Raw genomic sequence first — 24,222 nt, forward strand, 5'->3', positions numbered from 1 at the left:
TGTACCGTAAATGTAAAAAGAAAAACCCTCAGGTTTTCGCCTGAGGGTTTTAAAAAATAAAATATTTTGATTACATATCTTTAAAGATAGTGTGCATTAAACGTTTCTTGTCGTTAATGCTTTCTTCTAATGAAATCATGGTTTCTGTTCTGTAAACACCATCAATATCATCAATCATAAAGATAACTTCTTTAGCGTGTTTGGTATCTTTTGCTCTGATTTTACAGAAGATATTAAACTTTCCTGTAGTTACGTGTGCTACAGTAACAAAAGGAATTTCGTTAATTCTCTCAAGTACAAATTTAGTTTGAGAAGTATTATGAAGGAAAACCCCAACGTAAGCGATGAAAGAATATCCTAATTTTTCGTAATCTAACGTTAATGAAGATCCTTGAATAATTCCTGCATCTTCCATTTTCTTAACTCTCACATGTACAGTACCTGCTGAGATCAACAATTTTTTAGCAATATCTGTAAAAGGTACTCTCGTATTATCAATCAACATATCTAAAATTTGATGATCTACTTCATCCAAACGAAACTTACTCATAAAGTTATATTTATCTATTTATATTTAAAATGCAAATCTACGACAAATTAACACTAATTATTCAGTATAATTACCGAATTATTATTTTTTTAGCAAACCATTAACAATTTTCTCGTTTTTATCTACTAAAAAATTTGCGTTGTCATTAATTGCGGGTGTGGTTCCTTTATCGTTTGTAATTGGTTTATTTTTGAAATCATATTCCTGATGTCCAAAATAACCCGATAACGCACCTGCTTCTGAAATGAATGCCTGAAAATTAATTTTTCCGTCCTCCAGGATTTCTTTGTATTGGGCGGCAAAATTAGTAATTTTTTGTTTACCAGCACAATCTGTTTTGATATTTTTGTAAATAAAATCAAAAAAAACTATCTTATTTTGAGGAATATCGAAATATTCTGTCGTTTTATTGCTAACATGTTCGTTTTTTGAAATGGTTAGCAATGCAACTAAATAGGCGATAAAAATCATTTTCCGCGTCACTTCTCTTTCATAATCCTGCTGGAAATGCCCTGCCTCAAAAAGGATCGTCGGCGTTCCCAGTGTCTGAAACATATCGCCTATACAGTTAATATTATAGGAATCATCAAAGCGTCCTACCTGATTGGGGATATGTTTCTGTAATTCGGCATTCATTGCAGCAATAACGTTAATTGCCTGCTGTCTGACCTCATTAATTTCCCGTTCTTCATTATAAGAAGGTGCTAAAAATGAGACTGTTGCCGGATTACCTTCCGGACCGGCTCCGAAAATCGTGCGCTGGTCGTGCAGGTTAAAGCAAAAATCAGGCCGAAATTCTTCATATAGCTGGCGTAACAGTTTACTTTCCGGCTGACTCAGCGCAACAGAATCCCGGTTCAGGTCTGTTTCATTGGCGTTTACACGGGTATAGGCTGCCGCGCCATCCGGATTTAAGATCGGGATAATGCAAAAGGTAAAGGCATTTTTAAAGGAAAGCGCCAGCTCCGATTCGCTGTTTAACAGGTTTAATAAATCAAATAAAGCTTTGGTGGTCGTGGACTCGTTTCCGTGCATCTGTGACCACATATACAATTTTACGGAACCGCTGCCTACCTTAATAGTATATATAGGTAATCCGTTTACGGATTTTCCGCTACTGCTAACCGTAAAATCACTGCCCAGTTTTGTGAGTAACGGTTCGATATGGGTGTTGGTGATATAACGGCCATACAGGCTTTGTTCTTTGTTTGATTCGAATATCTTATGAAATTCCATTTGTAACTATTTTCTATTTACAAAAGTAAACATCTATTAAATTACAATTGTAAACACAGAAAATATGTATTTATGTTATCCCTGTAAACACCGGGTTTACAGGAGTCAGAATGTAGTTCTAACTATTTTAGCAGTATGTTAATTAAATTCATATTTTTCTTATTATCAAATGTTTGATGTGTGATATATGAAGTTAGATATTAATCATATAAACATTGTTTACAGTTGTAAAGTTGTTTGGATAGAACTATTTGTTTACATTTGTAATATTGCAAATTGAAATATTTTTTTACAATGGTAAACACAGATGATTTTATTAAAAGACTGGAAATAATACTGGATTATTATGGTTTATCTGCTTCTTCGTTTGCCGATAAGATCGGTGTGCAGCGTTCCGGTTTGTCTCACCTGCTCTCCGGCAGAAACAAACCGAGTCTTGATTTTATCTTAAAAATTATTGAGTTTTTCCCGGAAGTGGATTTATACTGGATTCTTAACGGCAAGGGTACTTTTCCAAAATCGGATGCTATTAATACGGCAACGATACAGGAATATGCCGTAGAAGAAAATATACCGGATTTATTTTCAACGGCAACATTTTCCGGACAAGAGGTTTCCGGAAACGAAAAAACAGCCCTTCCTCCCATTTTTAATAATCCGGATGCGATAGAGCGCATCGTGATTTTTTATAAAGACGGAACTTTTAAAAATTATGAACAACAATAAAAAAACCTCAGCCGCATAATGCAACTGAGGTTCTAACCTCAAACTAACCCAAAACAAAATGTATCACAATTTATTTACGAATCTAATGAACAGCAGTAACGCCTGCTTCTAAACGTTTGGACACCGGTACATAATCACCTTCGTGATTGGTGTATTAAACAAAAGAACATTTCCTCCTCCCTAATCGTTCCGCGATAAATATCTTTTTAGTAATGTTCTCGCTGGCAATAGCTACAGGATTCCCAGGCATTGTGCCCGGTTCATAAATTCTAATCTGGTTACTCATAGCAATTGTTCCCATATTCGGTGTAGCTGTAAATGCATCCGGGAAATTGTTACTTAAAATAATACCGCCGTTGGTTTGCGATGTGGCAGCGCCTACATCTGTTAAAACCATCAGATTACCGGAAGAAGAAAAAGTTCTTTTGTATGTTTTTGTCGGTAACGGGCAGGTATTCATATCCTGATCCTGATTACAGGAACAGAAAGATACGGATGGAATACATACTGATAACCGGACTTTCATAATCGTATATTCTGATTAATACAGGTATATACGAAATAGTAAAAGGTTTGGTTTTATTTTTTTGAAAAAAAATGATATACAGTCTTTTTAAGTGAATCGGCCTGCTGTTATTGGTTTCCGGATTTGTGAGAAGTATTTTGCAACGGAATGTTTTTTTTCGTAATTTAGTCACAGTGAATTGAAGACTGCAGACGAAATCTTGTCTGTGAAGTTTCAGGTTCTCACTAATCTCCCCTTCCCCCTATTTTTCCCCCCGAAAGAAACGTGCTACGTAATACAAACATAGTAACACTAATAGCGTATGATAACATCACAATTCATTGACATTATTGAAGCTGCCACACCGGATCCGAATCTGTTGATGTGGAAGTTTGAGGACACCGACAAAGAGATTAAAAACGGGGCAAAGCTCACGGTCCGGGAATCGCAAATTGCTGTTTTCCTGAACGAAGGACAACTAGCCGATGTTTTTCAACCGGGACTACATACTTTAAGTACTGAAAATATTCCGGTATTAAGTCGCTTAAAAGGTTGGAAATATGGCTTTCAAAGTCCGTTTAAAGCCGATATTTATTTTGTAAACACCCGTCAGTTTGTGAACAACAAATGGGGTACGCCTGCTCCGATTATGATGCGGGATCCTGAATTTGGACAGGTTCGTGTCCGGGCTTTCGGAACGTTTGATATTCAGATAAAGGATTTCGAAACCTTCTTTCGTCAGTATGCAGGTTCTTACCGGACCTTTACCATTTTTGAACTGCAATACGAATTAAGAGATTTTATTGCTCCGAAATTCGGCGAGGTTTTAGCGCAGGAAAATATTGCTGTAAAAGACATCGCCGGAAATGTAACGGAATTAGGCGGAAAAATAACACCTTTTTTAAAGCCGTATTTTGCTCAATTCGGTATTGATTTAATCACGTTTACGATTACCAGCGTTACCCTGCCCGACGAAGTTTCGGCACATTATGATAAAATCACGAATATGAACATGGTAACCGATATGGATAAATTTACCCGGTTCAGTACGGCACAGGCTATCGGGCAACAAGGCACTATTGCCAATGAAGGCACGACAAGCGGAATGATTGCCGGGATGATGATGAACCAAATGCAGCAGCAAATGAATCCGCCAGCCGCACAAGAGGACATTACGGTAAAGCTGCAAAAGCTCAAAACACTTTTTGAAAGCGGATTAATTGACGAAACAGAATACAAAGCCAAAAAAACGGAGTTGATTGATAAATTATAAGGTTATGGAAGAAAAGAAAAAACCACTTTCCATTTTAGAGAAAATGAAGCAGAAAGCCAAAGAACAAAAATCGTACGGAGGCGATTTTGTGGATGAAGCTGCAAAAGTAGCGACAAGAACCTGCCCCAATTGCGGAGCCGGAAGAGCAAAAGATGACGGATTAACCCACTGTGCTTATTGTGGCTTTACGTTTCTCTCCGTAAAAATATCGGATGGAATTAATATTAAAAAAGAGGATAACTCCTAAATTATACATGATCATGCAAGCAACCCAGGAACGATTTTTTATTTTCATAAGTAAATTAGAAGGCAAGCTCAAAGAGTTTACAGAAGCCTCTATTCCGGAATTGATAACGATAAACAATTCCGATACCGGCCAGTTTAGACGGGAATATTTAAGGATGAAATCGGCCGTATTAGGTCAGATGGAAAACATTGTAAAAAAAGCCCGTGAAGTGAAGGAGGAAAAAATAACGTATTTTCCTTACGATGAAGATGATCTTGTAACCTACCTTGAATTCAGAACCGAATGTTACGACAGATTCTATCAGTTAGAGGAATTGTATCAGGACTGCCGGGAAAGAATAGACAGTACCGATCAGGAAGATTATGAAGTGAAATACCAGAAAATTTTAGACGAGTACGAAACCATCAAAGATCAATTTCGCTGTACACAATGCGGAAGTCCTGTCCCGATTGAAAAAATCTATTTTACAACCGCTTATATCACTTGTCCCGCCTGTAGTACCCGGAATACTTTTGAGCCAAGCTCGCAGGCAAAAATGCTGGAACATCTGGGAAGAAGCCTTGCCGAACAACGAACAGCGCATTTGTTGAAAGAGTATTATGAAATTCCTGAAAAGATGGAAGAACTGCATCAGCAAAAACACCAATTAACGCTGAACATTATTTTCGAAAATGATCCGAACAGTATTCAGCAAAAAACAGCACAAATGGAGGATTTAGAGAAGCAATGGCAGGAATTGAAAGACAAAGCTCCGAAATTATACCAACATTATTTACGGGCGATGTTTGATGAATGGAACAAAATAAATCCGGATATGGAGCAAGAACACGAAAAATTTTATACCCGATTATTAAACGAATACAAAACAGAAAATTATGAGTAATCCATTATTAGAACCCATTCACGGGGTTACATTGTATGATTATGCGGCTATTGCTTCAAAAATGGCATCCGGAGTTGACCAAAACGAAATCCTGAAAGTATTGGGAATTGAAAAGGCAGTTTTTGAAGAAGCCTCTGCGCTTTGGGGAGCAAGAATGCAGGAAGACAGCACCTATGAGGTAGTTACAATTTTTGGGCAATATTTTGCAGAAGCAGGCGATCATCCGAAATTAGGCAACCTGAAAGCGGTAATAAGCGAAGAAGGTTCGAAGAATCTTGAAAAGATGCAAACAGACCGTTATTTCTATGAAGAGCTCAATGGAGCCCGGCAGGCCGCTTATGCTTACGGATATGACGGTGCACAATGGATACAGGATAATTTCGGGATTTCATTGGGCGATTTTCAGTCGGTGGCTATGCAATGGATGCCAATTGCTAACGAAGAGCTCGAAACAATGCGGTATTATTTAGACTACAGGGAGCAAAAAGAAAAGGAATATTCCGAAAAATTTGCTGCTGAACAAGGAGGCAACGTAGCAGATGATGTGGAGTTTTAGGTATACCGGCTCTAACAAGCGGTTTCTGTTTAGTAAACTTTGTTATCGTAAAGCTGTTCACCAGCTATTCGGGGCTTTATAGTTTTAAAGAGATCAATTTCTTTCGAACTATAAAGCCCTCCCCATTAACAAACTTCTTAACCGGAAATAAAAAGTCCGGCAATCAATTTCTTTTTTTAATTATGCTTCCGGTACAAAGCTGTATTTTGGAATTTTCCCGATGACTCCTTTATAATGTTGCTGTAATGCTTTAAAGTCTTTTTCTTTATCACCGGTCGGATAAAACGGTGCGGCAATTTTTACTTCTTTTTTGCCATAGTCAAAAGCAACCGGGACTATCGGAATACCGGCTTTCATGGCGATATAATAGAATCCTGTTTTCCATTCCGTCACTTTTTTCCGGGTTCCTTCGGGAGCGATCGCCAGGCGGAAAACCTCTTTTCCTTCAAATACTTTGGCAATGGCATCTACTTTGTTTTCGTTTTTCTGACGGTTTAGCGGTGCGCCGCCCATCCATCTGAAATAGGCTCCAAAAGGGAATTTAAACAGTTCTTTTTTAGCGACAAAGTTCATTTCCTGATCTAATATTCCTCTGGTAAATACACCAAGGTAGAAATCGTGCCAGCTGGTATGCGGTACCACTATCATGATGCACTTTTTGATTTCCGGAGCAATCGCACCGTTTATCTTCCATCCCATCCATTTAAAGAATATTAACCTGTATAGAAATTGTTTCATTTTAAAAAAGTTTGGTGTAAAAATAGCATTATATTTACGAATAGAAAATGTGAATGGATGATACTTAAAAAGCTGCTGAGTTACTTTATACCCATAAATATACACCAAAAAAAATCGGAAATAAATAAAAATCTGGAAGTTACCTGGAATAACGGGCAACTGGTTATGGATTCCAAGAATACGAACTATTCGTATGGAAGTTTGCAGCGGATTTTAAGAAAAGGGCTGCATTATATTGGTTTTGAGCGAATCCGCAATTTTAAATCGGTTTTAGTTTTGGGTGTGGCCGGCGGCAGTGTGATCAAAACACTGGTGGATGAAATCAAATTTAAAGGAGCTGTAACCGGTGTGGAAATAGACCCGAAAACGATAGAACTGGCAAACAAGTATTTTGATCTGGATAAAATTCCCAACCTGGAACTGGTCATAGACGATGCTTTTGAATTTGTTTTAAAGACCCGCGAGAAATATGACCTGATCATTATTGATGTTTTTCAGGATACGGTAATGCCGAATTTTCTTTTTGAGGAGTTCTTTATCAACCGCATCAATTTCCTGCTGAATGTAAACGGTTTTATCCTGTTTAATACAATGGTGCTCACGGACGAACACAAACAGCGCAATACCGCCTACCGTTCGAAGTTCAATGCGCATTATTCCGTTAGGATGTACCCGAAAGTAGAAGACCATAACGAGCTGTTTACCATTAAAAAATTAGGATAAATCATGCTGGCCAATCCGATTCATCTGGAAATAAAGAAAGCTTCTAAGGAAAGTACGCCTATCCTGATTTCTGCTGTTGCTATAGCAACGGAAAGCTGGCAGCTGCATACGAATTATTTTGCCATTCTGTGGATACATCAGGGTAATGGAACAGTGGAAACCGATTTGATGAAAACAAAATATGCTGAAAATCAGATTTTTTGTTTTAATACCTATCAGGCATTTGCCTTGCACCCTAAAAGTGAAACGGAAGCTTCCCTGCTGTTGTTCCATGCCAATTTTTTCTGCATTGAAACCTACCACCATCAGGTAGGCTGTAACGGTGTGCTTTTTAATAATATTTATGCGACTTCAAAAATTCCGCTTCCGCTGAAAGAACGCGATGAATTATCGGTTTTATTTCAGAATATTCAAAATGAGATAAAAGAAGAGGAACTGGCTTCAAACGAGCTGGTTTTTTCATATCTGAAAATCTTTTTAATCAAACTGACCCGGCTCAAAAATGAAACCGATGCCTTGGAAGCTAAAGCCCTGCTCCCGCTGCCGGAGTTTCTCACGACACTTACCGCATTGATCAACGAACATTTTCAAACCGAACATCAGCCTTCTTTTTATGCCGAAAAACTGAACGTGACAGTTAAGACACTCAGTAATGCTACCAAACAGTATTACCAGAAAACGGTTTCGGCATTGCTAAATGAAAAACTGCTTTTAAAGGCAAAATGGGAATTACTGCATACCAATACCCAGATTAAAGCTATTGCTTCCGATTTGGGTTTTAAAGACGAATACTATTTCAGCCGGTTCTTTAAAAAGCATATCGGATTGTCGCCAAAGCATTTCCGGGAAGAAGAATGGAAAATCCGCAAAGGATTTTTATCCATTCCTTAATGCTATTTATCTATTCCGGTTGTTTTTGAATTAAAAGAACTTTGTACCATAACAATCAATTAAAAATTTATGGACAAATTATTTGCTTTTGCAGCCAGACTGCAGGAAACCGGAATGCATGTAACCCGTTTGGGCTTAATTATTGTTTTGGTCTGGATTGGCGGACTAAAGGCTTTTCGTTATGAAGCTAACGGCATAGTACCTTTTGCTGCAAACAGCCCGTTAATGAGTTTCTTCTACACCTATAAAGCTCCTGAATATAAAACACACATGAATAAGGAAGGCGAATACAAACCCGAAAATATAGCCTGGCACGAAGCGAATAATACTTACGGATTTTCCTATGGACTGGGTGCCTTAATTGTAGCTATCGGGATTTTAATTGCTTTCTATCCTTTTGCACCCGGAGTATCGGCTTTCGGAAGCTTTTTAGCATTTGGAATGTCTTTTGTAACGCTGTCTTTCCTGATTACCACGCCGGAAACCTGGGTTCCCGATCTGGGCGATGCACAATCCGGATTTCCATATTTAAGCGGTGCCGGCAGACTGGTGATCAAAGATGCGATAATGATGGGTGCTGCGCTGGTAACGATGAGCCAGGCAGCGCAAAAATACCTGGAAAGGAGGAAAGTGAGGTGAGATATTAGAAGTATGAGGTTAGAAGTTTGATGTGATGTGGGAAGTATGAAGGGGTTGAGATATTTTTTTAAGAAAAAACATCATAAAAAACACCACTTTGGTAAGCTTTTTGATACTGTTTTGTAAATAACAATAAAAAAATGAAATTATGATAAACAAACCTTTAGCTACATTAGCAATAGTTGCTTTATTGTCATTTACAGCATGTAAAAAAACGGATTCAATGGCAGCTGAAACACCTAAAGCCGACAGTACACAGGTAACCAGGACGGTTTCGGGTATGTATGAAGGTGTTTTACCATGTGCGGATTGTCCGGGAATTGAAACAACACTTTCCTTTGACAACGATTCAAATGTTTCCAAAACAGTACTGTATCAGGATAGCAAAGGAGCTGCCGAAACAGAAAAAGGGAAATGGAAGTTAAACGGTCCTTATGTGGAAGTTACTTTTAAAGACAATCAAACGGAGTTTTATCTGATTAAAACAGATAGTACCATTGCCATACTGGATCAGGATAAAAAAGAGATACAATCGGAATTAGCGTCCCATTACATTCTTTCGAAAGAGAAACCGATCGTGCCGAAATCGCTTAACGGAAGCTATATCCTGGGTGAAGAAGGAAAAGGTTATTACCAGACATTATCCCTAACGAATACTAAGGATAACGAATTTGATGTAGCGGTGACTTTTAAAGCGGCAACCAAAAAAGGCTGTGAGTTTAAAGGAAAAGGTATTTTGGTAAACAACCAGATTGAAGTGAATCTGAAAGACAGCAATCCGGATCTGAAAGCGGTTATGACAATATCCGTTAAAAACAATATGGCGGTAATTTCTACTTCTAAGTTTAACGAACGTTATGATCTAATGTATTTCTGCGGCGGCGGCGGTTCGCTGGCAGGAGAATATCTGAAGAAATAACAGGGAATAAAAAAAGGAGCATAACATACGCTCCTTTTTTTATTTATGACAGGATCATTTTCCGGGCTTTTTCAAGGTCTTCCGGAGTGTCAATCCCGATGCCTACATGGCTGGTTTCGACCATCCGGATGCGTTTTCCGTATTCTAAATAGCGTAATTGCTCCAGTTTTTCGGAAGCTTCAAGTGAAAGCATCGGCAATTTGTAAAAATCCAGCAGAGCTTCTTTTCTAAAAGCATAAATACCGATGTGCTGCATATAGCGTACGCCTACATTTTCTTCTCTCGGATACGGTATCACGGAACGGGAAAAATATAAGGCAAATCCTTTCTGGTCGACAATAACCTTTACATTATTCGGGTTTTCAATATCTTTTTTATCGGTAATCTCCCGCATCAAAGACGCCAGATCCACTTGTTTTCCGGTATCGTTTTTGAAAATATCCAAAACCTGTTCCAACGGTTCCGCATTGATAAACGGTTCATCGCCCTGTACATTTACCACAACATCAACATCCATATTTTCGATAGCCTCTGCAATACGGTCGCTGCCGCTTTCGTGTTCTTTGATACTTCTGATGGCTTTTCCGCAATGGGATACTATTTCCTCATAGATAAGCTCCGAATCGGTTACTACAAAAACATCATCAAACAATCGGGTCTGAACAGCACTTTCATACGTTCTTAAAATAACCGTTTTACCACCCAGATCCTGCATCAGTTTTGCAGGGAAACGTGTGGAAGCATAACGGGCAGGAATTACAGCTATTATTTTCATGTGCAATTAGTATGTTTTAAGTCTTAAAAGTAATATCAATTTTCAAAATAGTCGTCTTTAAAGCCAATAAGATATAATTTATCTTTAGCTCTGGTAATGGCAGTGTACAGCCATCGTATGTAATCTTTATTAATACCGTCCGGTAAATATGGCTGTTCGATAAACACCGTATTCCATTGTCCGCCTTGCGATTTGTGGCAGGTAATCGCATACGAGAATTTAACCTGCAGCGCATTAAAATACGGATTGCTTTTTACTTTCTGGAGTTTGCGGTACTGCGTTCTTTCCTCTTCATAATCCTTCATGACTTCCTGGTACAGCATGTTGGACTGTTCATAGGTCAATGAAGGCGATTCACTCGTTAGCGTATCTAAAATCAAGACGGTTTCAAAAGGAATCTGGCCGGGATAATCGACCATCCGGATTTTAACCTTGGCGAATTTAAAGCCATACAGTTCCTGTATCTTAAAGATTTCCAGGATTTCAATGATGTCTCCATTGGCAATAAACCCGGCTTCATCTGTTTCTTTCAGCCAGAAATAGTTATTCTTGACCACCATCATAAAATCGCCGGCAGAAAGTTCGCTTTCCTTGTCCAGGATCCGTAAGCGGATTTGCTGGTTGTACTGATTGGCTCTTTTGTTGGAACGCACAATAAAAGCCGTGTCTTCAATGCTGTAATTGCTGTAGGCCTGCTGAATGGCATCCTGAATATCATAACCGTCTTCCAGGCGTACAATGTCTTTAAAGCCCCTTAGCTGAAACTTAAAGGAATCCATAAACTGGGATTTCAGTATTTCCCGCAGTTCGGTTGCATTGTATAGAATACCGGATTTTTCTTCCTGACGCATTACTTCATCCAGCTCGATATGCTGTACTTCCATACTGTAATTCATGGACAGCGTATCCATATTCAAAGCCGGGCTGACATCCATGTGTACCGGAGGCAGCTGTGCGGTATCGCCCACCAATATCATTTTGCATTTATGGCCGGAATAGATATAGAGTATCAGATCATCTAATAACGAACCGTTTTCATACAGGCCCGAATCGGAATTGGTATCCGAAATCATGGAGGCCTCATCCACAATAAAAACGGTGTTCTTGAATTTATTGGGCTGCATCGTAAAGCTAACGCCACCACCACTACCCTTTTTAGGGAAATAAATTCGTTTGTGAATGGTAAATGCCGGTTTATGGGAATAATTTGAGATCACTTTTGCCGCACGTCCTGTGGGCGCCAGCAATACATATTTTTTGTGAACGTCTTTCAGCTGGTTCACGATGGTTGCAATAACGGTAGTTTTTCCGGTTCCGGCATATCCTTTTAGCAGAAATATCTCATCATCGTTTTCATTGGTAATAAAATCGGCTATTTTTTGAAAAAAAATGTCCTGTTTTAGCGTTGGCTGATACGGAAAATTTTGTTTTAAAGAAGAATAAAATTTGCTGGAACTCATGGATGTTTAAAATAATCACAGGCTTGTAAAACCTAAGTTTTAGCTGTGCTGTAAAAGAATATCAAAGATACATACCTTTTTTATCGTAAATCGGTTTCAGTTGCAAAAAAAATGTAAATTTGTCCATAATTACGATTCAGCATAATGTCATCAACAACTACGATAGCTTCAAAAAACTACAAAAAATTGTCCATTCAGGTTGCGCTCAATGGACTTTCTTTTTGTGTGACCGATACGCTCAACGACCGTGTTGTTGATTTACAGCATGTTGTCTTTAAAAACACCCAATCACTGGAAGATCAGTTGTGGCGCACTTTTGTGGATCATCCTGCGCTGACAAAATACTACGATGAAGTGGTTGTGCTGCACGACAATAATTTCAGCACTTTTGTGCCGAAACCGCTGTTTGATGAAAATTACCTGGGCAGTTATCTGCAATACAATACCAAAGTATTTGAAACCGATTTTTTTGCCTTCGATGAAATTGAAGCCTACGAGATGAACAATGTATATGTTCCGTTTGTGAATGTAAACAATTTCCTGATCGATCAGTTCGGTACTTTTGACTATAAAAACGTGAATACAGTATTGGTATCCCGACTGCTGGATTTGTCAAAAAACAAAGAAGAAAAACAGGTTTACATTCATATTCAGGAAACTCATTTTGAGATTGTTATCATTGCTAACATGAAGCTATTGTTGTACAATTCCTTTGAGTATAAAACACCAGAAGATTTTGTTTATTATCTGCTATTTACGCTGGAGCAATTGCAGTTAAATCCGGAAAGTATCGCTGTTTCCCTATTGGGTAAAATCAGCGAAAACCATCCTTGTTTTGAAATTGCCTATCGTTATGTTCGTAATATTACCCTGCTGGATACCATTGATCTGCAGTCAAAATATTCTCTCACAGAAAGTGAAACACTACAAAATTATATCCTACTCCATTCATGAGAATCATTTCCGGAAAGTATAAAGGAAGACGAATCAATCCTCCAAAAAATTTACCTGTTCGCCCCACTACAGACATGTCTAAAGAATCGTTATTCAACATCCTGAATAACTATTTTAATTTCAGTGAATTGCGCGTACTGGACCTGTTTGCCGGTACCGGAAACATCAGCTATGAATTTGCTTCCCGCGGATCAGGGCCTATTACCAGTGTTGACGGCGATTTTGGCTGTGTAAACTTTATAAAAAAGACCGCAAAGGAATTTGATTTCGACATTACGGCCATTAAAAGCGATGTTTTTAAATTCCTGGAAAAAAGCAAGGCTTCCTACGATATTATCTTTGCCGACCCGCCTTATGGGATGGAAAAGAAAGATTTTGAAAAAATCGTGGAGCTTGTTTTCCAGAATGAGTTACTGGAAACCGACGGTATGATGATCATTGAACATTCCAAGCACACTCCTATCAACCACATGGATAATTTTTCTTTTTTAAAGAATTACGGCGGATCGGTATTCTCCTTCTTTGAATTTGAAAATGATTCGGAAGAGGATGTCACGGACGAAGAAGACGAATTCGACAGTTAGTTAACGGATTCTGTTCGCATTCTCATCGATACTTTTCTCTTTGAATTCCGAATTACTGATCTTGCCAAAGGAATATTTTACGGCAAGGGAAAGCATTTGCAAATCCGTATAATACCTTCCTTTTGCAGTGACGTTGTTAACGGTAAAACTATCGTAAAAGGTCAGTTGCCGGAAGATATCATTACAGCTCAGCGTACAATCGAAGTGCTTCCAGAATGTTTTTGAAACGGCAGCATCAATCGTAAACAGACTTTTTCTTTCAAAAATACCTTCCTGCTGGCGGGTAATGCCCCAGGCGTTTACCATTAATTCGATCGCTTTGGGCAGTTTAAACGTGTGATTACTGTAGTAATACAGGTATGGTCTTGTTCCGTTCAGAACAGCTCCGGGGTCTTCTATTTTATTATAGGTCAAATTCAGCACATTGGTAGCTGTCCAGATTTTATAGGTAAACGGCGTGGTTAATTCGATACTGTAACCCGACTCTTTTTCGAAATTCACCGGTTTTAAAGTGAGCATGTTTTGAGTGTCATCATAGGTACTTCCCATATAAACAGGGTTGTCTTTTTGGTTGTAACTGATTTTCAGTAATTTATTCCCATACTGAAAATTAGCACTGATTTCATTTGTAATGGTAGGATCAATGTTAATGTTGTTGGCAAAAGAAAAATACGGGTTAATATAGGCTGTTACCTGGCTGGCCGACAGAAAATCCGGTCTGCTGATGCTTTTAGCATAATTTAAAGTAAGGGTTTTAGTGCTGTCTACAGGAATTTCCAGCTGTAGTTTCGGGAACAGCCGGGTGTAGTTCTTGTCTATTAATAAAGCATCTGCCATTTTATACTTTCCTTCAACAATTGTGTTTTCTACCCGTGTGCCAAGGCTGTAACTGATCTTTTTAAAGCTGCCGGAAAACTGAAAATACCCGGCACTATTCTTTTCTTTGTAATGGTATGACGATGCCTGTATTGCTTCGGGATTAAAAGTATAGCTGTTGAAATCGGTAGTTGCAGCGGCCTGTGAATGAAAGATGCCCAATTCCAGTTTCATCTGATTTTTAAATGGTTTTTCAAAATCCATACGGCCGGAAAAAAGATCGACATGAAATCGCTGATCCCTGTTTTGGGTGGGATCAAACGTGGTATTGTTATAGTTATTAAAGATCTGGCTTTGTGTTTTCTGGGTATGCCCGGAATATTGTATACCGGTAAAAAGCAAGGCTTCCATACTTTTAATTTTATGGTTGTAGTTCATAAAAGCATTGTAAAACTGCCTGTTTCCATTGTTTTGATTTAAGGTTGCAATATTGTTTTCGTCATTTTGCTGCCTGTTATACGTGTCTGTAGTTATGTCAAAAAGATCTTTATCAGTTTTTCCGTTAAAGTTAAATGAGAAGTTATCGTCATCATTGATCTTGTAGAAAATACCCGCTCCGTAAATATATTGCGGTCTTTTGGTGACTGCGGTTACCAGGTAGTTGGAAACAATATCTTTATCCGGTATGCTAAAGTCGTTACCGTTGCTTTCCCACACAGTCAGCTGGTTGTAATTAAAATTTGCCTTTAGCTCTATATTGCCTTTTTTATAACTGGTATTTCCGCCTAAATAGTTATTAAAATACCTTTTAAAAGTTGCATTTTCGGTGAGGCTGAGCATAAACCCTTCCTTTTTGGTACGTTTGCGGGTAATCAGAATGACAGCACGGCCATCGGCATCATATTTAGAGGATGGATTCTGAATGATTTCGATGGTTTTAATATCCTCAACCGTTAAGGCATTCAGGTCGTTAACCGTTACTCTCTGATTGTCAATATAGATCAGGGCATTTCCTTTTCCAACAACCGTAATGTTCTCCCGGTCCGGACTTACCTGAATACCGGGTAGTTTTGATATTAGATCAACCGGGTTGGTATTGGCCTTAAAAAGCGTATTGGCGACATCTACTTTAATGTTTCCGTTTTTAATGCTGAACGCTTTTGCTTCCTGTTTGATGACTACTTCCTCTAATACTTTCGGGTCTTCCTGGGCTGTTAACCGGAGTGTGCATAAGATGGCTAAAATGAGAATGTGATATTTTTTCATGTTGTGTATGGATTTGAATCGCAAAAATGCCGGTAAAATTTCAGTCCGGAAGTTAATCGGAGGTTAATGCAGGGTTAAAATGCTATAGTTTTCATAAAAGCCTTATTTTTGATACAGAATACATTGAACGGATGAAACTCAAAATAAACTTTTTAATCGGTTTTGCTATAGCTGTACTGGTCGTATTAACGGCAATGCAGTACTATCTGGTAAAAACTACCTATCATTATAAAGTAGCGCAATTCCAGCTGGAGGTAAAAGAAAAAATCGGAGCCATTACCGATGATTATACGGCTATTGATTCCAGTATTTTCTATGAAAAAGACATTCTTTACAAGCGATTGGCACAGGAATATTTTAAGAATCCCAAAATGAAGCTGCAATTAAAAAACAGGCTGCTGAAAAATGATTTTAAAAGTGAGCTGACAGCCCGGCTGAAAAAACAGCTGGAACGGGAGTTTCCGGAAGACTCCATTGATTTTGCCCTTGTTGCCAATAAGTTTATTATATATGAAAATGCGCAAAAAAGTGATACTGTTTTTGCCGAAAAACCGCTTATCGGGAACAAACTTTTCGGAAATTTAGCCAGTCTGGACAATGCTTTTCTGGTCCGGAACTATGTGGGTACTGCCAGTAATCTGGTTCCGGATACGAATTATAAACTGCTCACGGAAGACACCTTATATGTTTCCGTTAATAATTGGCAGCAAATCATATTAAAACGAATGGCCATGGTGCTTTTCCTTTCGGTGACGGCAATGTTTATTCTGGTTGTACTGTTTGTAATGGCTATAAAAGCCCTGATCAGGCAGAAGAAAGTAAATGATGTTAAAACCGATTTTATCAATAACATCACCCATGAATTAAAGACACCGCTGACGACTTTATCCGTGTCGACAAAAATCCTCGAACAGAAAGGGGTTAAAGAAAATGAAGCCGTTTTTAATACAGTTTTGGATACGATAAACCGTCAGAATACCCGTTTACAGCATTTAATAGACCAGGTCATGACAAATTCACTGGGCTATGAAGAAATTGCGTTACAGAAAGTTAAAACAAACAGTAATGTCTTTCTAAAGGCTATTATAGACGATTTTAAAATAGCTTATCCGGATGTGGTGATAGTGCATGAATTACCGGTTTCCGGCTATTTTTTAGAAGTCGATCCTTTCCATTTAACAACGGCTATTAACAATGTCCTGGATAATGCAGTAAAATACGGCTGTAAAAACATCAGGGTTAGTACGGTTGTTAAAGATAAACTTTTAAAAATTGAGATCCAGGATGACGGAATTGGTGTTGCCAAGGAAAAACAAACACTGCTGTTTGATAAGTTTTACAGGGTCGAACAGGGAAATATCCATACTACAAAAGGGCTTGGCTTAGGCTTGTACTATGTTGACCAGATCATTAAAGCCCATAAAGGTGCCGTTAAAATTGATAGTGAATTAGGAAAAGGGACTTTATTCCATATTAGTATTCCCGCCATTTAGATGATGAAAAAGATACTTTTAGCAGAAGATGATACCGATTTTGCATTGGTTTTAAAGCAGTATTTAGCACTTCATGATTATGATGTTACCTGGACAAAAGACGGTGAAGAAGCACTGGCTATGTTTCAGAAAGAGTCTTTTAATATTGGTATTTTTGATGTGATGATGCCTAAGATTGACGGTTTTACCCTTGCTGAAAAAATCATTCAGCTGGATGCGAATGTTCCTTTTATTTTCCTGACTGCCAAAAAAATGAAAGAGGATAAACTGAAAGGGTTGAAATTTGGTGCCGATGATTATATCGTAAAGCCTTTTGAAGCCGATGAGCTGGTTCTCCGGCTGAATAATATCCTTAAAAGATCCGGGCAGCAGGCGGTAACAGCACCTGTTAGCACAAAGATTCCCGTTGGCGCGTATGTTTTTGATACCAAACGACTGGAATTGCATTTTGAGAACAGCATACAGCGCATTACCGAAAAAGAGGCCGCCCTGCTCCTTTTCCTGATTAACAACAGTAATCAGCTGCTTAAAAGAGAAGTTGTTCTTAAAGCTGTTTGGGGAAATACCGATTTTTTCTCCGGCAGAAGTATGGATGTCTATATCAGCAAGCTGCGAAAACATCTTTCAGGCGATCAGCATATTGCTATTGAAAGTATCCGGAATATCGGGCTTGAGTTTAAGTTGGATAGGGGGATGTGAAAGGGTAAAAAGCAAAGGGCAAAAGGCAATTGACAAGGGGGGATTAAAAAATAGGCAAAGAGCAATTGGCAAAAGTGTGCCGGTTATTATAGCTTAAAAAATAATGCAGACCTGTAAGCCGGATTCTGTATCCGCCGAAGCGGACCCTTATCATTTATCTAGTCTCACCGTTACCAGTGAGATCCATCTGCCTACCCCTCAACAACGGACGAGCAGCCCTTAAATGTTGATATACATGGCATTTCACCGCATAGAGTTTACCTGGTTTCACTACAGCATTACCTGTACATACTTTCTGTTGCACTTGTCCTAATCTGTCCGAAGACAAACTGACGGGTGTTACCCGCTATGCTACTCTCTGGTGTCCGGACTTTCCTCCCTTCCTTACGGAACGACGATAAGGCGGTCTGCGGGGCAAAGATAGTGCTTTATTTTCCTTTTTCACCCCTATTCGTAACAGCACTTTAACAATGCTTTATATTTATTTGGAAATAAAATGATTATCTTTAAAAAATAACAACAAAACAACTAAAATATGGTTCGTATGTATCATTATGCCACTGTTACAAAAGCTTTGGAAGAGCTTGCCGAAAAAGGTTTTACGATTGATTTCAATATTCATGAAAACGATATTATTGCCAATCCTTCCCATTACGAGATCGTTCATATTTACCGCTACGAAGGGCAAACCAATCCGGATGATGAAGCGACCGTTTACGGGATTAAATCCGTTTCCGGAGAAAAAGGTGTTTTTGTTGCCGGACAGCTGGCTTCTTCCGAAAACGATATTGAAAAAGTTCTGATTGACCTAAGTATAAAGGGCAGAACCGAATAGCTGTTTTTACTCTTAAAACAATTGTTATTTGTTAAAAACTATCCGGTACTGTTTTTGCAATTTCTCCTTTTTACAGCTATATTTGCCTTCAATAAAATTCTATGGAACAGTTTATCGTATCAGCCCGTAAATACAGACCGCAAACATTTAAAGATGTTGTTGGTCAGCAGGCTATTACCAATACGTTATTAAACGCCATCGAAAACAATCACCTGGCTCAGGCATTGCTTTTTACCGGTCCGCGTGGTGTGGGAAAAACCACCTGTGCCCGTATTCTGGCCCGTAAAATCAATCAGGAAGGCTATGATGATCCTTATGAAGATTTTGCATTCAACGTTTTTGAGCTGGATGCGGCTTCAAACAACTCTGTTGACGATATCCGTAACCTGATCGATCAGGTTCGTATACCACCACAAACAGGAAAATACAAAGTATATATCATTGACGAGGTACACATGCTTTCTCAGGCTGCATTTAATGCTTTCCTGAAAACGCTGGAAGAACCGCCACGACATGCTATTTTTATCCTGGCAACTACCGAAAAACACAAAATCATCCCAACGATATTATCCCGTTGTCAGATTTTTGATTTTAAACGTATTACCGTTAAAGATGCCAAAGAACACCTGGCAGAAGTAGCGAAAAGCCAGAATATTTCATTTGAAGACGATGCTCTGCACATTATTGCCCAAAAGGCAGATGGCGCGATGCGTGATGCTTTGTCTATTTTTGACCGTGTTGTTTCCTATTGCGGAACAAACTTAACCCGTCAGGCTGTTACCGAAAACCTGAATGTTCTTGATTTTGAATATTATATTAAGGTAACCGATTTACTTCTGGAAAACAAAATCCCGGATTTACTATTGGCTTATAATGATATCCTGGCAAAAGGTTTTGACGGACATCATTTTGTTGCCGGTCTGGCTTCACATTTCAGGGATCTACTGGTTTGTAAAAACCCGGCTACGCTGGTATTGCTGGAAGCCGGTGAGCATGCACAGAATTTATACCGCGAACAGTCCCAAAAAACGTCGCAGGACTTTTTATTACAGGGTATTGATGTTGCCAATGATTGTGATTTAAAATACAAAAGCAGTCAGAATCAGCGTCTTTTAGTAGAACTATGCCTGATGCAGCTTGCCTCTATCAATTTTGATGGAGAAAAAAAAAAGCTAAACAATTTATAATTCCCCCTGATTTTTTCAGAAATAATCCAAAGCCGGCAACTGCTCCGGCTGAAATTACCGTTCCTGCTGCTGTTAATATAGCCACTACAGCGCCGGTTGTAAACACCGAAGCCGTTTCGCCGCCACAACCCGAACAGCAGACCGTTAAAGCTGTGGCACCGGAAATTAAACCGGTTAGCAGCCCGGATGGACAGGCAGAAAGAAAAGTGTCTGCTTTTTCATTATCCAGTATCAAAGCCAAACGGGAACAGGAAGCCATGCAAAGGGCTTCTGTTAAGCAACACGACGAATTACCCAAAGAAGCTTTTACAGAAACAGATATGTTGCTGCAATGGAATAAGTTTGCACAGCGATTAAGCGACAGCGGTCAGAAGATCATGGCAACCTATATGCAGATCAACGATCCTGTTCTGCATGGAACAACCATTCGCCTGGAACTGCCCAACGAAGGTTCCAAAGTGGATTTCGACAACAATAAAATCGAATTACTGGGTTACCTGAGAGGAAAACTACACAATCACGATATTGTTATTGACGTACATGTAAACGAAGTGGTAGAAACAAAATATGCTTTTACCACCCAGGAAAAATTCGATAAGCTTAAAGCGATCAATCCGGCATTGGAATTGTTGCGCAAGACTTTCGATCTTGATTTATAATTGTTTGCGTCCCATTTCAAAAACCTGTTGCAGCCATTTTTCGCGCTGTGCCTTTTCTGAAGTTTTGATTATTCCCACATAACTTACCCTGACCGGTTTTACACCGCAGAATTCCAATACGGTCTTTTTTAGCTGATTAACGCTTGGCCTGCCGTAAACAAGCCGGTAATACCAGCCCGGCTGATCCAGTGTGGTAATGATATGGGCTGTTTTTCCCTTTAAAAGTTTGTCCCACCATACCGAATTTTCACGGTAACGAAAAGCCAAACCCGGTAAAAAGACCCTGTCGATAAATCCTTTTGTAACAGCCGGTAATCCGCCCCACCAAACGGGATGGACCCAAACCAGGTGGTCGGCTTCTTTTATTTTTTGCCAGGCGGCTTGCAGATCCGGTTCCATTTCCATACGCTTTTGGTAGCCGAATGCTAAGTTGGGATTGAAATTCAATTCGGCTATGGTTATTGTACTTATAGCAGCATTGGATTGCTCCGCTCCTTTTTTATATGCTTCTGCCAAAGCAAAATTGAAACTCTCTTTATTGGGATGTCCGTTGATGATAACTATTTTTTTCATATTTACTACCTGATGGTTATTTATGATTGTATAATACTGAATGTCTTGTTGCTCTTTAATAAAGTGGTGAACTCTTCCGGCCCGTAAAGCTGGTGACTGAAATAAATTCCTTTTTCAAAAGGGTTATTCAGGAGCTTTTCCAGATGCAATACCGTTGCAAAAGCGGTTAGTTCTGCCTGGCCTTTATCGCTTTGCAGACTGATTGTCTGTTTACCGGATGTGGTATTGACTACAATATCAAAAGCGGTTTTATCACCTTTTCCATTGGCACTGAAAATCAGTCTTCTTCCCCGCAGGGATAACAGGTTGAATATCTGCAAATACTGAAAAGCACCTAACAGTCGGGTTACAAAGGCGGAACTGTATGTCATTTTCACGGAAACGGTGGGCACTTTTTCCATTTTATTCAGGATAAACAAATCCGGTACATCAAAATTATAAACCTGCCGCTTCCCTATTCCAAAATGAAAGGCATGGTATTCCGTGTCTAAAAAATGCTTGATCTGAACCGTTTGATTGTTTTGATAACGAACAAAAGGTTTGCAAACATTTTCAGCCATAAAATGAGCCGAACTCTCCCCTGCCAGATCGTTTACCGAATAATAAACGTAAAGGCCGGCAGAAATAACTGCTTCTTTTTCCGGAACGGCACCCTGCAACAGGGCGCTTACAATTCCGCTCATCCAGCCGGAGCTGAACACGATTCTGTTGTTTACTTTATTTTCTTTGGCCAGATCATAAGCGACTACCAGATCGGGGGTTGGTTTGGTAATATCGATATAATCAATCCGGTTGTCTATTGAAAACAGCAGGGCATTATTCCGCTTGTCGTTCACACACAATATAATACTGTCAATCTGGTGTTCCGGTATAACCGAAAACGTTCTGATGTTGTTTACATCAATCTGCAGCTGGTTTGAAAGCACGCTTTTTTTACGGCTTCCGATAAATAGTTTATACTCCGGATTTCTTTCTTTTAAAATCCTTATAATGGTTTTGCCAACCAGTCCGTTTCCTCCGATAACTAAAATATTCTTTTGCATAAATTGTTGTTTGCTGCAAAAATATTCCAGGGATCAGGCTCTCCGGCAGGACAAATGTCCAATAATTAAACCGCCTTTCTGATGCGGCTTAAATGACGGGGTGTCATTCCTAAAAACGACGCCAGGTATTGCAGCGGAATGAGCTGAATGTATTTGGGATGCTGCTGAAACAGTTCTTTATAGCGTTCTTTACCGGTATATTTCTGAAAAGAGGCTATTCTTCTTTCCAGCTGTACATATTGGGATTCGGCCAGGATCCTTCCCACTTTCTGCCAATTGATATTTTCCTGGTAGAGTTTCTCCAGGTCTTTCCGGTGGAGAATTTCCAGTTCGGAATCAAATATCGCCTGTATGTTTTCGTCTGTTGACTTTTGGGTGATAAAGCTTGAAAATGCCGACATCAGTTCTTTTTCAAACGTGATACAGTTCGTGATCTCATCGCCCTCATTGTTTACATAAAACGAACGCAAGGCACCCGATTTGATAAAGACAATCTCGTCACAAACCACATTTTCCCGGATTAAATACTCCTGTTTTTTTAAACTTCTTTCGGTTACGACATCATCTAACATGTCCAATTCCGGTTCGGAAAGGATTTGCAATGTTCTAAATAGCGTTTTCATTAGTATATGCTGAAAAAGTTATCTTCTGTTATTTAAAGTTCCATGACCAATATCGGAAACGGATTGCCGGAAGCATCAAGCGGTTCTCTCTTTACGGTTTTAAAACCCAGATGCTGGTAAAAACCTACTGCCTGTTCGTTTTGTTCATTGACATCCACTTTGGATGCTTTTTTTCCGGTAACTGCAAAATTGAGCAGGGTTTTACCGATTCCTTTCCCTCTGTAATCCGGGTGGATAAAAAGCATTTCTATTTTGTCATTATCAAGTCCTAAAAAGCCGGTAATGGCATCCCCTTCCTTAGTGCAAAAAAGGCTTACCGCTTTTAAATATTCGTTTAAAATTAACGGTTTGTAAAACTGTATGTCTTTTTCCGTTAAAAAGGTATGTGTCGCTCTGACGGAAGCTTCCCATACTTCGGTAATTTCGTTATAATCCGCTGCCGAAGGCTGTATTATCGTTGGGCTCATTTTTGTTAGATTTTGTCATAATACATGGCTTTCACGATACCGTCTGAAAGTCCGATCTTAGGAACATAAATGTTTTTGGCACCGCTCCATTTCATGGCGTTCAGGTATATTCTGGTCGCCGGTATGATCACGTCGGCACGGTCGGTATTTAAACCCAGCTCGGCGATACGCTGTTCATAGGAAAGCGAATTCAGGTATTGGTATTGTGAATTCACATAGGCATAGGAAAGCGGTTTTTCCTGTAATTTTCCGGATAATTTGAATAATTTATTGATGTTTCCGCCGGATCCGATCAATGTAACATGTTCATACGGTTCCGTCTGTACTTTGATCCATTTTTCAATTTCCTGCCACACCACATCGTTTACCATATTGTTCAGCAAACGTACGGTACCGTTTTTAAACGATTTGGAAGCGACCATCTGCCCTTCGGAAAAAAGGGAAAACTCGGTGCTGCCACCGCCAACATCTACATAAAGATAGGTCTGGTCGGTTTTGATAAAATGGCGCAGATCGGATGAAGCAATGATTTTTGCTTCTTTTTTACCATCGATAATGTTGATCTTTATATCGGCTTTTTTCTTGATGATTTCGGCTACTTCATTGCCGTTATAGGCCTCACGCATAGCCGATGTAGCACAGGCCATATAACGTTCTACTTTATAGACTTTCATCAGCAGTTTAAACGCTTTCATGGCATCCACCATGCGTTCAATATTCTCATCCGTTATTTCCCCAACGGTAAACGCATCCTGTCCTAAACGGATCGGAACACGAACCAGGGAGCTTTTATTAAACTGTGTTTCTTTTCCCTGCTGTTCTACAATATTGGTAATTAACAAACGCATGGCATTTGATCCGATATCGATAGCAGCGTATTTTTTTATTGAAATCATTCTTTT

General features: G+C 39.1%; 28 protein-coding genes and 1 other RNA gene. 16 read left to right on the forward strand and 13 right to left on the reverse strand.

The genetic code is table 11. From position 1 onward, the window contains the following. Positions 1–70 precede the first annotated feature (70 nt). Positions 71–550 carry an Lrp/AsnC family transcriptional regulator gene (locus BGO42_RS02785; protein ID WP_136401578.1) on the reverse strand — a complete coding sequence of 160 codons (480 nt, stop codon included), beginning with the start codon at positions 548–550 and terminating at the stop codon, positions 71–73. Between the two features lie 81 nt (positions 551–631). Continuing rightward, a complete protein-coding gene (locus tag BGO42_RS02790) occupies positions 632–1,786 on the reverse strand; it encodes a M14 family metallopeptidase (RefSeq protein ID WP_273245839.1) in 1,155 nt (384 codons plus the stop codon). A 294-nt stretch (positions 1,787–2,080) separates the two neighbouring features. Between BGO42_RS02790 and BGO42_RS02795 the strand changes: the two genes are divergently transcribed. Then, positions 2,081–2,512: a helix-turn-helix domain-containing protein gene (locus tag BGO42_RS02795; protein ID WP_177734416.1), complete on the forward strand. Its 432-nt coding sequence runs from the start codon at positions 2,081–2,083 to the stop codon at positions 2,510–2,512. 154 nt (positions 2,513–2,666) lie between these two features. Here BGO42_RS02795 and BGO42_RS02800 read toward each other — a convergent pair whose 3' ends face one another. Next, the gene (locus BGO42_RS02800; RefSeq protein WP_273245841.1) at positions 2,667–3,038 is read right to left on the reverse strand and encodes a hypothetical protein; all 372 of its coding nucleotides are present in this window, start codon (positions 3,036–3,038) and stop codon (positions 2,667–2,669) included. Positions 3,039–3,339: 301 nt separating this feature from the next. Here BGO42_RS02800 and BGO42_RS02805 point away from each other — a divergent pair, with 301 nt between their 5' ends. From BGO42_RS02805 to BGO42_RS02820, 4 genes are read left to right on the forward strand one after another with little or no spacing between them, the layout of a single operon-like run. Beyond that, positions 3,340–4,290, forward strand: coding sequence for an SPFH domain-containing protein (locus BGO42_RS02805; RefSeq protein WP_273245843.1), 951 nt, complete (start codon positions 3,340–3,342; stop codon positions 4,288–4,290). 4 nt (positions 4,291–4,294) lie between these two features. After that, positions 4,295–4,537: a hypothetical protein gene (locus BGO42_RS02810; RefSeq protein ID WP_177734414.1), complete on the forward strand. Its 243-nt coding sequence runs from the start codon at positions 4,295–4,297 to the stop codon at positions 4,535–4,537. A gap of 13 nt (positions 4,538–4,550) precedes the next feature. After that, positions 4,551–5,420 (forward strand): hypothetical protein, encoded by an 870-nt coding sequence (locus BGO42_RS02815; RefSeq protein ID WP_273245845.1) that lies wholly within the window; start codon positions 4,551–4,553, stop codon positions 5,418–5,420. After that, a complete protein-coding gene (locus tag BGO42_RS02820; RefSeq protein WP_273245847.1) occupies positions 5,413–5,976 on the forward strand; it encodes a DUF6620 family protein in 564 nt (187 codons plus the stop codon). Before BGO42_RS02815 ends, BGO42_RS02820 begins: the two co-directional genes overlap by 8 nt. Before the next feature lie 180 nt (positions 5,977–6,156). Here the strand turns inward: BGO42_RS02820 and BGO42_RS02825 are convergent, their stop codons facing one another. Then, on the reverse strand, positions 6,157–6,714 hold the full coding sequence (locus BGO42_RS02825) for a 1-acyl-sn-glycerol-3-phosphate acyltransferase (RefSeq protein ID WP_177734411.1): 558 nt from the start codon (positions 6,712–6,714) through the stop codon (positions 6,157–6,159). Between the two features lie 60 nt (positions 6,715–6,774). On the opposite strand from BGO42_RS02825, the gene BGO42_RS02830 reads away from it, so the two are divergent. From BGO42_RS02830 to BGO42_RS02845, 4 genes are all read left to right on the forward strand, one after another. Continuing rightward, positions 6,775–7,437, forward strand: a complete 663-nt coding sequence (locus BGO42_RS02830) for a spermidine synthase (RefSeq protein ID WP_273245932.1) — start codon at positions 6,775–6,777, stop codon at positions 7,435–7,437. 3 nt (positions 7,438–7,440) lie between these two features. Next, complete coding sequence (locus BGO42_RS02835; protein WP_273245849.1) at positions 7,441–8,328, forward strand: helix-turn-helix domain-containing protein; 888 nt, start codon at positions 7,441–7,443, stop codon at positions 8,326–8,328. A 69-nt stretch (positions 8,329–8,397) separates the two neighbouring features. Next, positions 8,398–8,967, forward strand: coding sequence for a DUF417 family protein (locus BGO42_RS02840; protein ID WP_177734409.1), 570 nt, complete (start codon positions 8,398–8,400; stop codon positions 8,965–8,967). Between the two features lie 223 nt (positions 8,968–9,190). Beyond that, positions 9,191–9,886, forward strand: a complete 696-nt coding sequence (locus tag BGO42_RS02845) for a copper resistance protein NlpE (RefSeq protein WP_177734408.1) — start codon at positions 9,191–9,193, stop codon at positions 9,884–9,886. A gap of 43 nt (positions 9,887–9,929) precedes the next feature. Here the strand turns inward: BGO42_RS02845 and kdsB are convergent, their stop codons facing one another. Both kdsB and BGO42_RS02855 read right to left on the reverse strand, forming a co-directional pair. Further along, the gene (kdsB, locus tag BGO42_RS02850) at positions 9,930–10,661 is read right to left on the reverse strand and encodes a 3-deoxy-manno-octulosonate cytidylyltransferase (RefSeq protein ID WP_273245852.1); all 732 of its coding nucleotides are present in this window, start codon (positions 10,659–10,661) and stop codon (positions 9,930–9,932) included. A 35-nt stretch (positions 10,662–10,696) separates the two neighbouring features. Then, a complete protein-coding gene (locus tag BGO42_RS02855; protein ID WP_273245855.1) occupies positions 10,697–12,121 on the reverse strand; it encodes an ATP-dependent DNA helicase in 1,425 nt (474 codons plus the stop codon). Between the two features lie 144 nt (positions 12,122–12,265). Here BGO42_RS02855 and BGO42_RS02860 point away from each other — a divergent pair, with 144 nt between their 5' ends. Both BGO42_RS02860 and rsmD read left to right on the forward strand, forming a co-directional pair. After that, positions 12,266–13,075 carry a DUF3822 family protein gene (locus BGO42_RS02860; protein ID WP_273245857.1) on the forward strand — a complete coding sequence of 270 codons (810 nt, stop codon included), beginning with the start codon at positions 12,266–12,268 and terminating at the stop codon, positions 13,073–13,075. After that, the gene (gene rsmD / locus BGO42_RS02865) at positions 13,072–13,659 is read left to right on the forward strand and encodes a 16S rRNA (guanine(966)-N(2))-methyltransferase RsmD (protein ID WP_177734404.1); all 588 of its coding nucleotides are present in this window, start codon (positions 13,072–13,074) and stop codon (positions 13,657–13,659) included. The genes BGO42_RS02860 and rsmD overlap by 4 nt, the downstream gene beginning before the upstream one ends. Here the strand turns inward: rsmD and BGO42_RS02870 are convergent, their stop codons facing one another. Next, positions 13,660–15,741 carry an outer membrane beta-barrel protein gene (locus BGO42_RS02870; protein WP_273245859.1) on the reverse strand — a complete coding sequence of 694 codons (2,082 nt, stop codon included), beginning with the start codon at positions 15,739–15,741 and terminating at the stop codon, positions 13,660–13,662. A 131-nt stretch (positions 15,742–15,872) separates the two neighbouring features. Between BGO42_RS02870 and BGO42_RS02875 the strand changes: the two genes are divergently transcribed. Next, positions 15,873–17,234: a sensor histidine kinase gene (locus BGO42_RS02875; protein ID WP_177734402.1), complete on the forward strand. Its 1,362-nt coding sequence runs from the start codon at positions 15,873–15,875 to the stop codon at positions 17,232–17,234. Between the two features lie 3 nt (positions 17,235–17,237). Then, complete coding sequence (locus BGO42_RS02880) at positions 17,238–17,933, forward strand: response regulator transcription factor (RefSeq protein WP_273245933.1); 696 nt, start codon at positions 17,238–17,240, stop codon at positions 17,931–17,933. A 98-nt stretch (positions 17,934–18,031) separates the two neighbouring features. Here the strand turns inward: BGO42_RS02880 and rnpB are convergent. Continuing rightward, positions 18,032–18,347, reverse strand: an RNA gene (rnpB, locus tag BGO42_RS02885) — RNase P RNA component class A. 130 nt (positions 18,348–18,477) lie between these two features. On the opposite strand from rnpB, the gene BGO42_RS02890 reads away from it, so the two are divergent. The 3 genes from BGO42_RS02890 to BGO42_RS02900 all read left to right on the forward strand — a co-directional run bounded on the left by BGO42_RS02890 (position 18,478) and on the right by BGO42_RS02900 (position 20,614). Continuing rightward, complete coding sequence (locus tag BGO42_RS02890) at positions 18,478–18,768, forward strand: hypothetical protein (protein WP_414654259.1); 291 nt, start codon at positions 18,478–18,480, stop codon at positions 18,766–18,768. Positions 18,769–18,869: 101 nt separating this feature from the next. Continuing rightward, positions 18,870–19,955 (forward strand): DNA polymerase III subunit gamma/tau, encoded by a 1,086-nt coding sequence (dnaX, locus tag BGO42_RS02895; protein WP_177734400.1) that lies wholly within the window; start codon positions 18,870–18,872, stop codon positions 19,953–19,955. Between the two features lie 152 nt (positions 19,956–20,107). Continuing rightward, positions 20,108–20,614 carry a DUF8439 domain-containing protein gene (locus tag BGO42_RS02900; protein ID WP_273245863.1) on the forward strand — a complete coding sequence of 169 codons (507 nt, stop codon included), beginning with the start codon at positions 20,108–20,110 and terminating at the stop codon, positions 20,612–20,614. Here the strand turns inward: BGO42_RS02900 and BGO42_RS02905 are convergent. From BGO42_RS02905 to BGO42_RS02925, 5 genes are all read right to left on the reverse strand, one after another. Beyond that, the gene (locus BGO42_RS02905) at positions 20,609–21,187 is read right to left on the reverse strand and encodes an NAD(P)H-dependent oxidoreductase (protein ID WP_273245865.1); all 579 of its coding nucleotides are present in this window, start codon (positions 21,185–21,187) and stop codon (positions 20,609–20,611) included. The two genes, BGO42_RS02900 and BGO42_RS02905, sit on opposite strands and share 6 nt — an antisense overlap. A gap of 20 nt (positions 21,188–21,207) precedes the next feature. After that, positions 21,208–22,230 carry a saccharopine dehydrogenase family protein gene (locus BGO42_RS02910; RefSeq protein WP_273245867.1) on the reverse strand — a complete coding sequence of 341 codons (1,023 nt, stop codon included), beginning with the start codon at positions 22,228–22,230 and terminating at the stop codon, positions 21,208–21,210. Positions 22,231–22,295: 65 nt separating this feature from the next. Beyond that, complete coding sequence (locus tag BGO42_RS02915; RefSeq protein WP_177734395.1) at positions 22,296–22,853, reverse strand: Crp/Fnr family transcriptional regulator; 558 nt, start codon at positions 22,851–22,853, stop codon at positions 22,296–22,298. A 32-nt stretch (positions 22,854–22,885) separates the two neighbouring features. Beyond that, positions 22,886–23,320 carry a GNAT family N-acetyltransferase gene (locus tag BGO42_RS02920; RefSeq protein ID WP_273245869.1) on the reverse strand — a complete coding sequence of 145 codons (435 nt, stop codon included), beginning with the start codon at positions 23,318–23,320 and terminating at the stop codon, positions 22,886–22,888. 5 nt (positions 23,321–23,325) lie between these two features. Then, the gene (locus BGO42_RS02925; RefSeq protein ID WP_177734393.1) at positions 23,326–24,216 is read right to left on the reverse strand and encodes a Ppx/GppA phosphatase family protein; all 891 of its coding nucleotides are present in this window, start codon (positions 24,214–24,216) and stop codon (positions 23,326–23,328) included. Between the last annotated feature and the right edge of the window lie 6 nt (positions 24,217–24,222).

Origin of the sequence: Flavobacterium sp. 40-81 (assembly GCF_001898245.1) — a bacterium.
In the GTDB taxonomy this organism is placed as follows: domain Bacteria; phylum Bacteroidota; class Bacteroidia; order Flavobacteriales; family Flavobacteriaceae; genus Flavobacterium; species Flavobacterium inviolabile.

What these genes read in the sequence shown, in the direction of transcription:
- BGO42_RS02785 (WP_136401578.1), bottom strand. Translation starts at nt 550, where the DNA reads ATGAGTAAGTTTCGTTTGGATGAAGTAGATCATCAAATTTTAGATATG.
- BGO42_RS02790 (WP_273245839.1), bottom strand. Translation starts at nt 1,786, where the DNA reads ATGGAATTTCATAAGATATTCGAATCAAACAAAGAACAAAGCCTGTAT.
- BGO42_RS02795 (WP_177734416.1), top strand. Translation starts at nt 2,081, where the DNA reads ATGGTAAACACAGATGATTTTATTAAAAGACTGGAAATAATACTGGAT.
- BGO42_RS02800 (WP_273245841.1), bottom strand. Translation starts at nt 3,038, where the DNA reads ATGAAAGTCCGGTTATCAGTATGTATTCCATCCGTATCTTTCTGTTCC.
- BGO42_RS02805 (WP_273245843.1), top strand. Translation starts at nt 3,340, where the DNA reads ATGATAACATCACAATTCATTGACATTATTGAAGCTGCCACACCGGAT.
- BGO42_RS02810 (WP_177734414.1), top strand. Translation starts at nt 4,295, where the DNA reads ATGGAAGAAAAGAAAAAACCACTTTCCATTTTAGAGAAAATGAAGCAG.
- BGO42_RS02815 (WP_273245845.1), top strand. Translation starts at nt 4,551, where the DNA reads ATGCAAGCAACCCAGGAACGATTTTTTATTTTCATAAGTAAATTAGAA.
- BGO42_RS02820 (WP_273245847.1), top strand. Translation starts at nt 5,413, where the DNA reads ATGAGTAATCCATTATTAGAACCCATTCACGGGGTTACATTGTATGAT.
- BGO42_RS02825 (WP_177734411.1), bottom strand. Translation starts at nt 6,714, where the DNA reads ATGAAACAATTTCTATACAGGTTAATATTCTTTAAATGGATGGGATGG.
- BGO42_RS02835 (WP_273245849.1), top strand. Translation starts at nt 7,441, where the DNA reads ATGCTGGCCAATCCGATTCATCTGGAAATAAAGAAAGCTTCTAAGGAA.
- BGO42_RS02840 (WP_177734409.1), top strand. Translation starts at nt 8,398, where the DNA reads ATGGACAAATTATTTGCTTTTGCAGCCAGACTGCAGGAAACCGGAATG.
- BGO42_RS02845 (WP_177734408.1), top strand. Translation starts at nt 9,191, where the DNA reads ATGGCAGCTGAAACACCTAAAGCCGACAGTACACAGGTAACCAGGACG.
- kdsB (WP_273245852.1), bottom strand. Translation starts at nt 10,661, where the DNA reads ATGAAAATAATAGCTGTAATTCCTGCCCGTTATGCTTCCACACGTTTC.
- BGO42_RS02855 (WP_273245855.1), bottom strand. Translation starts at nt 12,121, where the DNA reads ATGAGTTCCAGCAAATTTTATTCTTCTTTAAAACAAAATTTTCCGTAT.
- BGO42_RS02860 (WP_273245857.1), top strand. Translation starts at nt 12,266, where the DNA reads ATGTCATCAACAACTACGATAGCTTCAAAAAACTACAAAAAATTGTCC.
- rsmD (WP_177734404.1), top strand. Translation starts at nt 13,072, where the DNA reads ATGAGAATCATTTCCGGAAAGTATAAAGGAAGACGAATCAATCCTCCA.
- BGO42_RS02870 (WP_273245859.1), bottom strand. Translation starts at nt 15,741, where the DNA reads ATGAAAAAATATCACATTCTCATTTTAGCCATCTTATGCACACTCCGG.
- BGO42_RS02875 (WP_177734402.1), top strand. Translation starts at nt 15,873, where the DNA reads ATGAAACTCAAAATAAACTTTTTAATCGGTTTTGCTATAGCTGTACTG.
- BGO42_RS02880 (WP_273245933.1), top strand. Translation starts at nt 17,238, where the DNA reads ATGAAAAAGATACTTTTAGCAGAAGATGATACCGATTTTGCATTGGTT.
- BGO42_RS02890 (WP_414654259.1), top strand. Translation starts at nt 18,478, where the DNA reads ATGTATCATTATGCCACTGTTACAAAAGCTTTGGAAGAGCTTGCCGAA.
- dnaX (WP_177734400.1), top strand. Translation starts at nt 18,870, where the DNA reads ATGGAACAGTTTATCGTATCAGCCCGTAAATACAGACCGCAAACATTT.
- BGO42_RS02905 (WP_273245865.1), bottom strand. Translation starts at nt 21,187, where the DNA reads ATGAAAAAAATAGTTATCATCAACGGACATCCCAATAAAGAGAGTTTC.
- BGO42_RS02910 (WP_273245867.1), bottom strand. Translation starts at nt 22,230, where the DNA reads ATGCAAAAGAATATTTTAGTTATCGGAGGAAACGGACTGGTTGGCAAA.
- BGO42_RS02915 (WP_177734395.1), bottom strand. Translation starts at nt 22,853, where the DNA reads ATGAAAACGCTATTTAGAACATTGCAAATCCTTTCCGAACCGGAATTG.
- BGO42_RS02920 (WP_273245869.1), bottom strand. Translation starts at nt 23,320, where the DNA reads ATGAGCCCAACGATAATACAGCCTTCGGCAGCGGATTATAACGAAATT.
- BGO42_RS02925 (WP_177734393.1), bottom strand. Translation starts at nt 24,216, where the DNA reads ATGATTTCAATAAAAAAATACGCTGCTATCGATATCGGATCAAATGCC.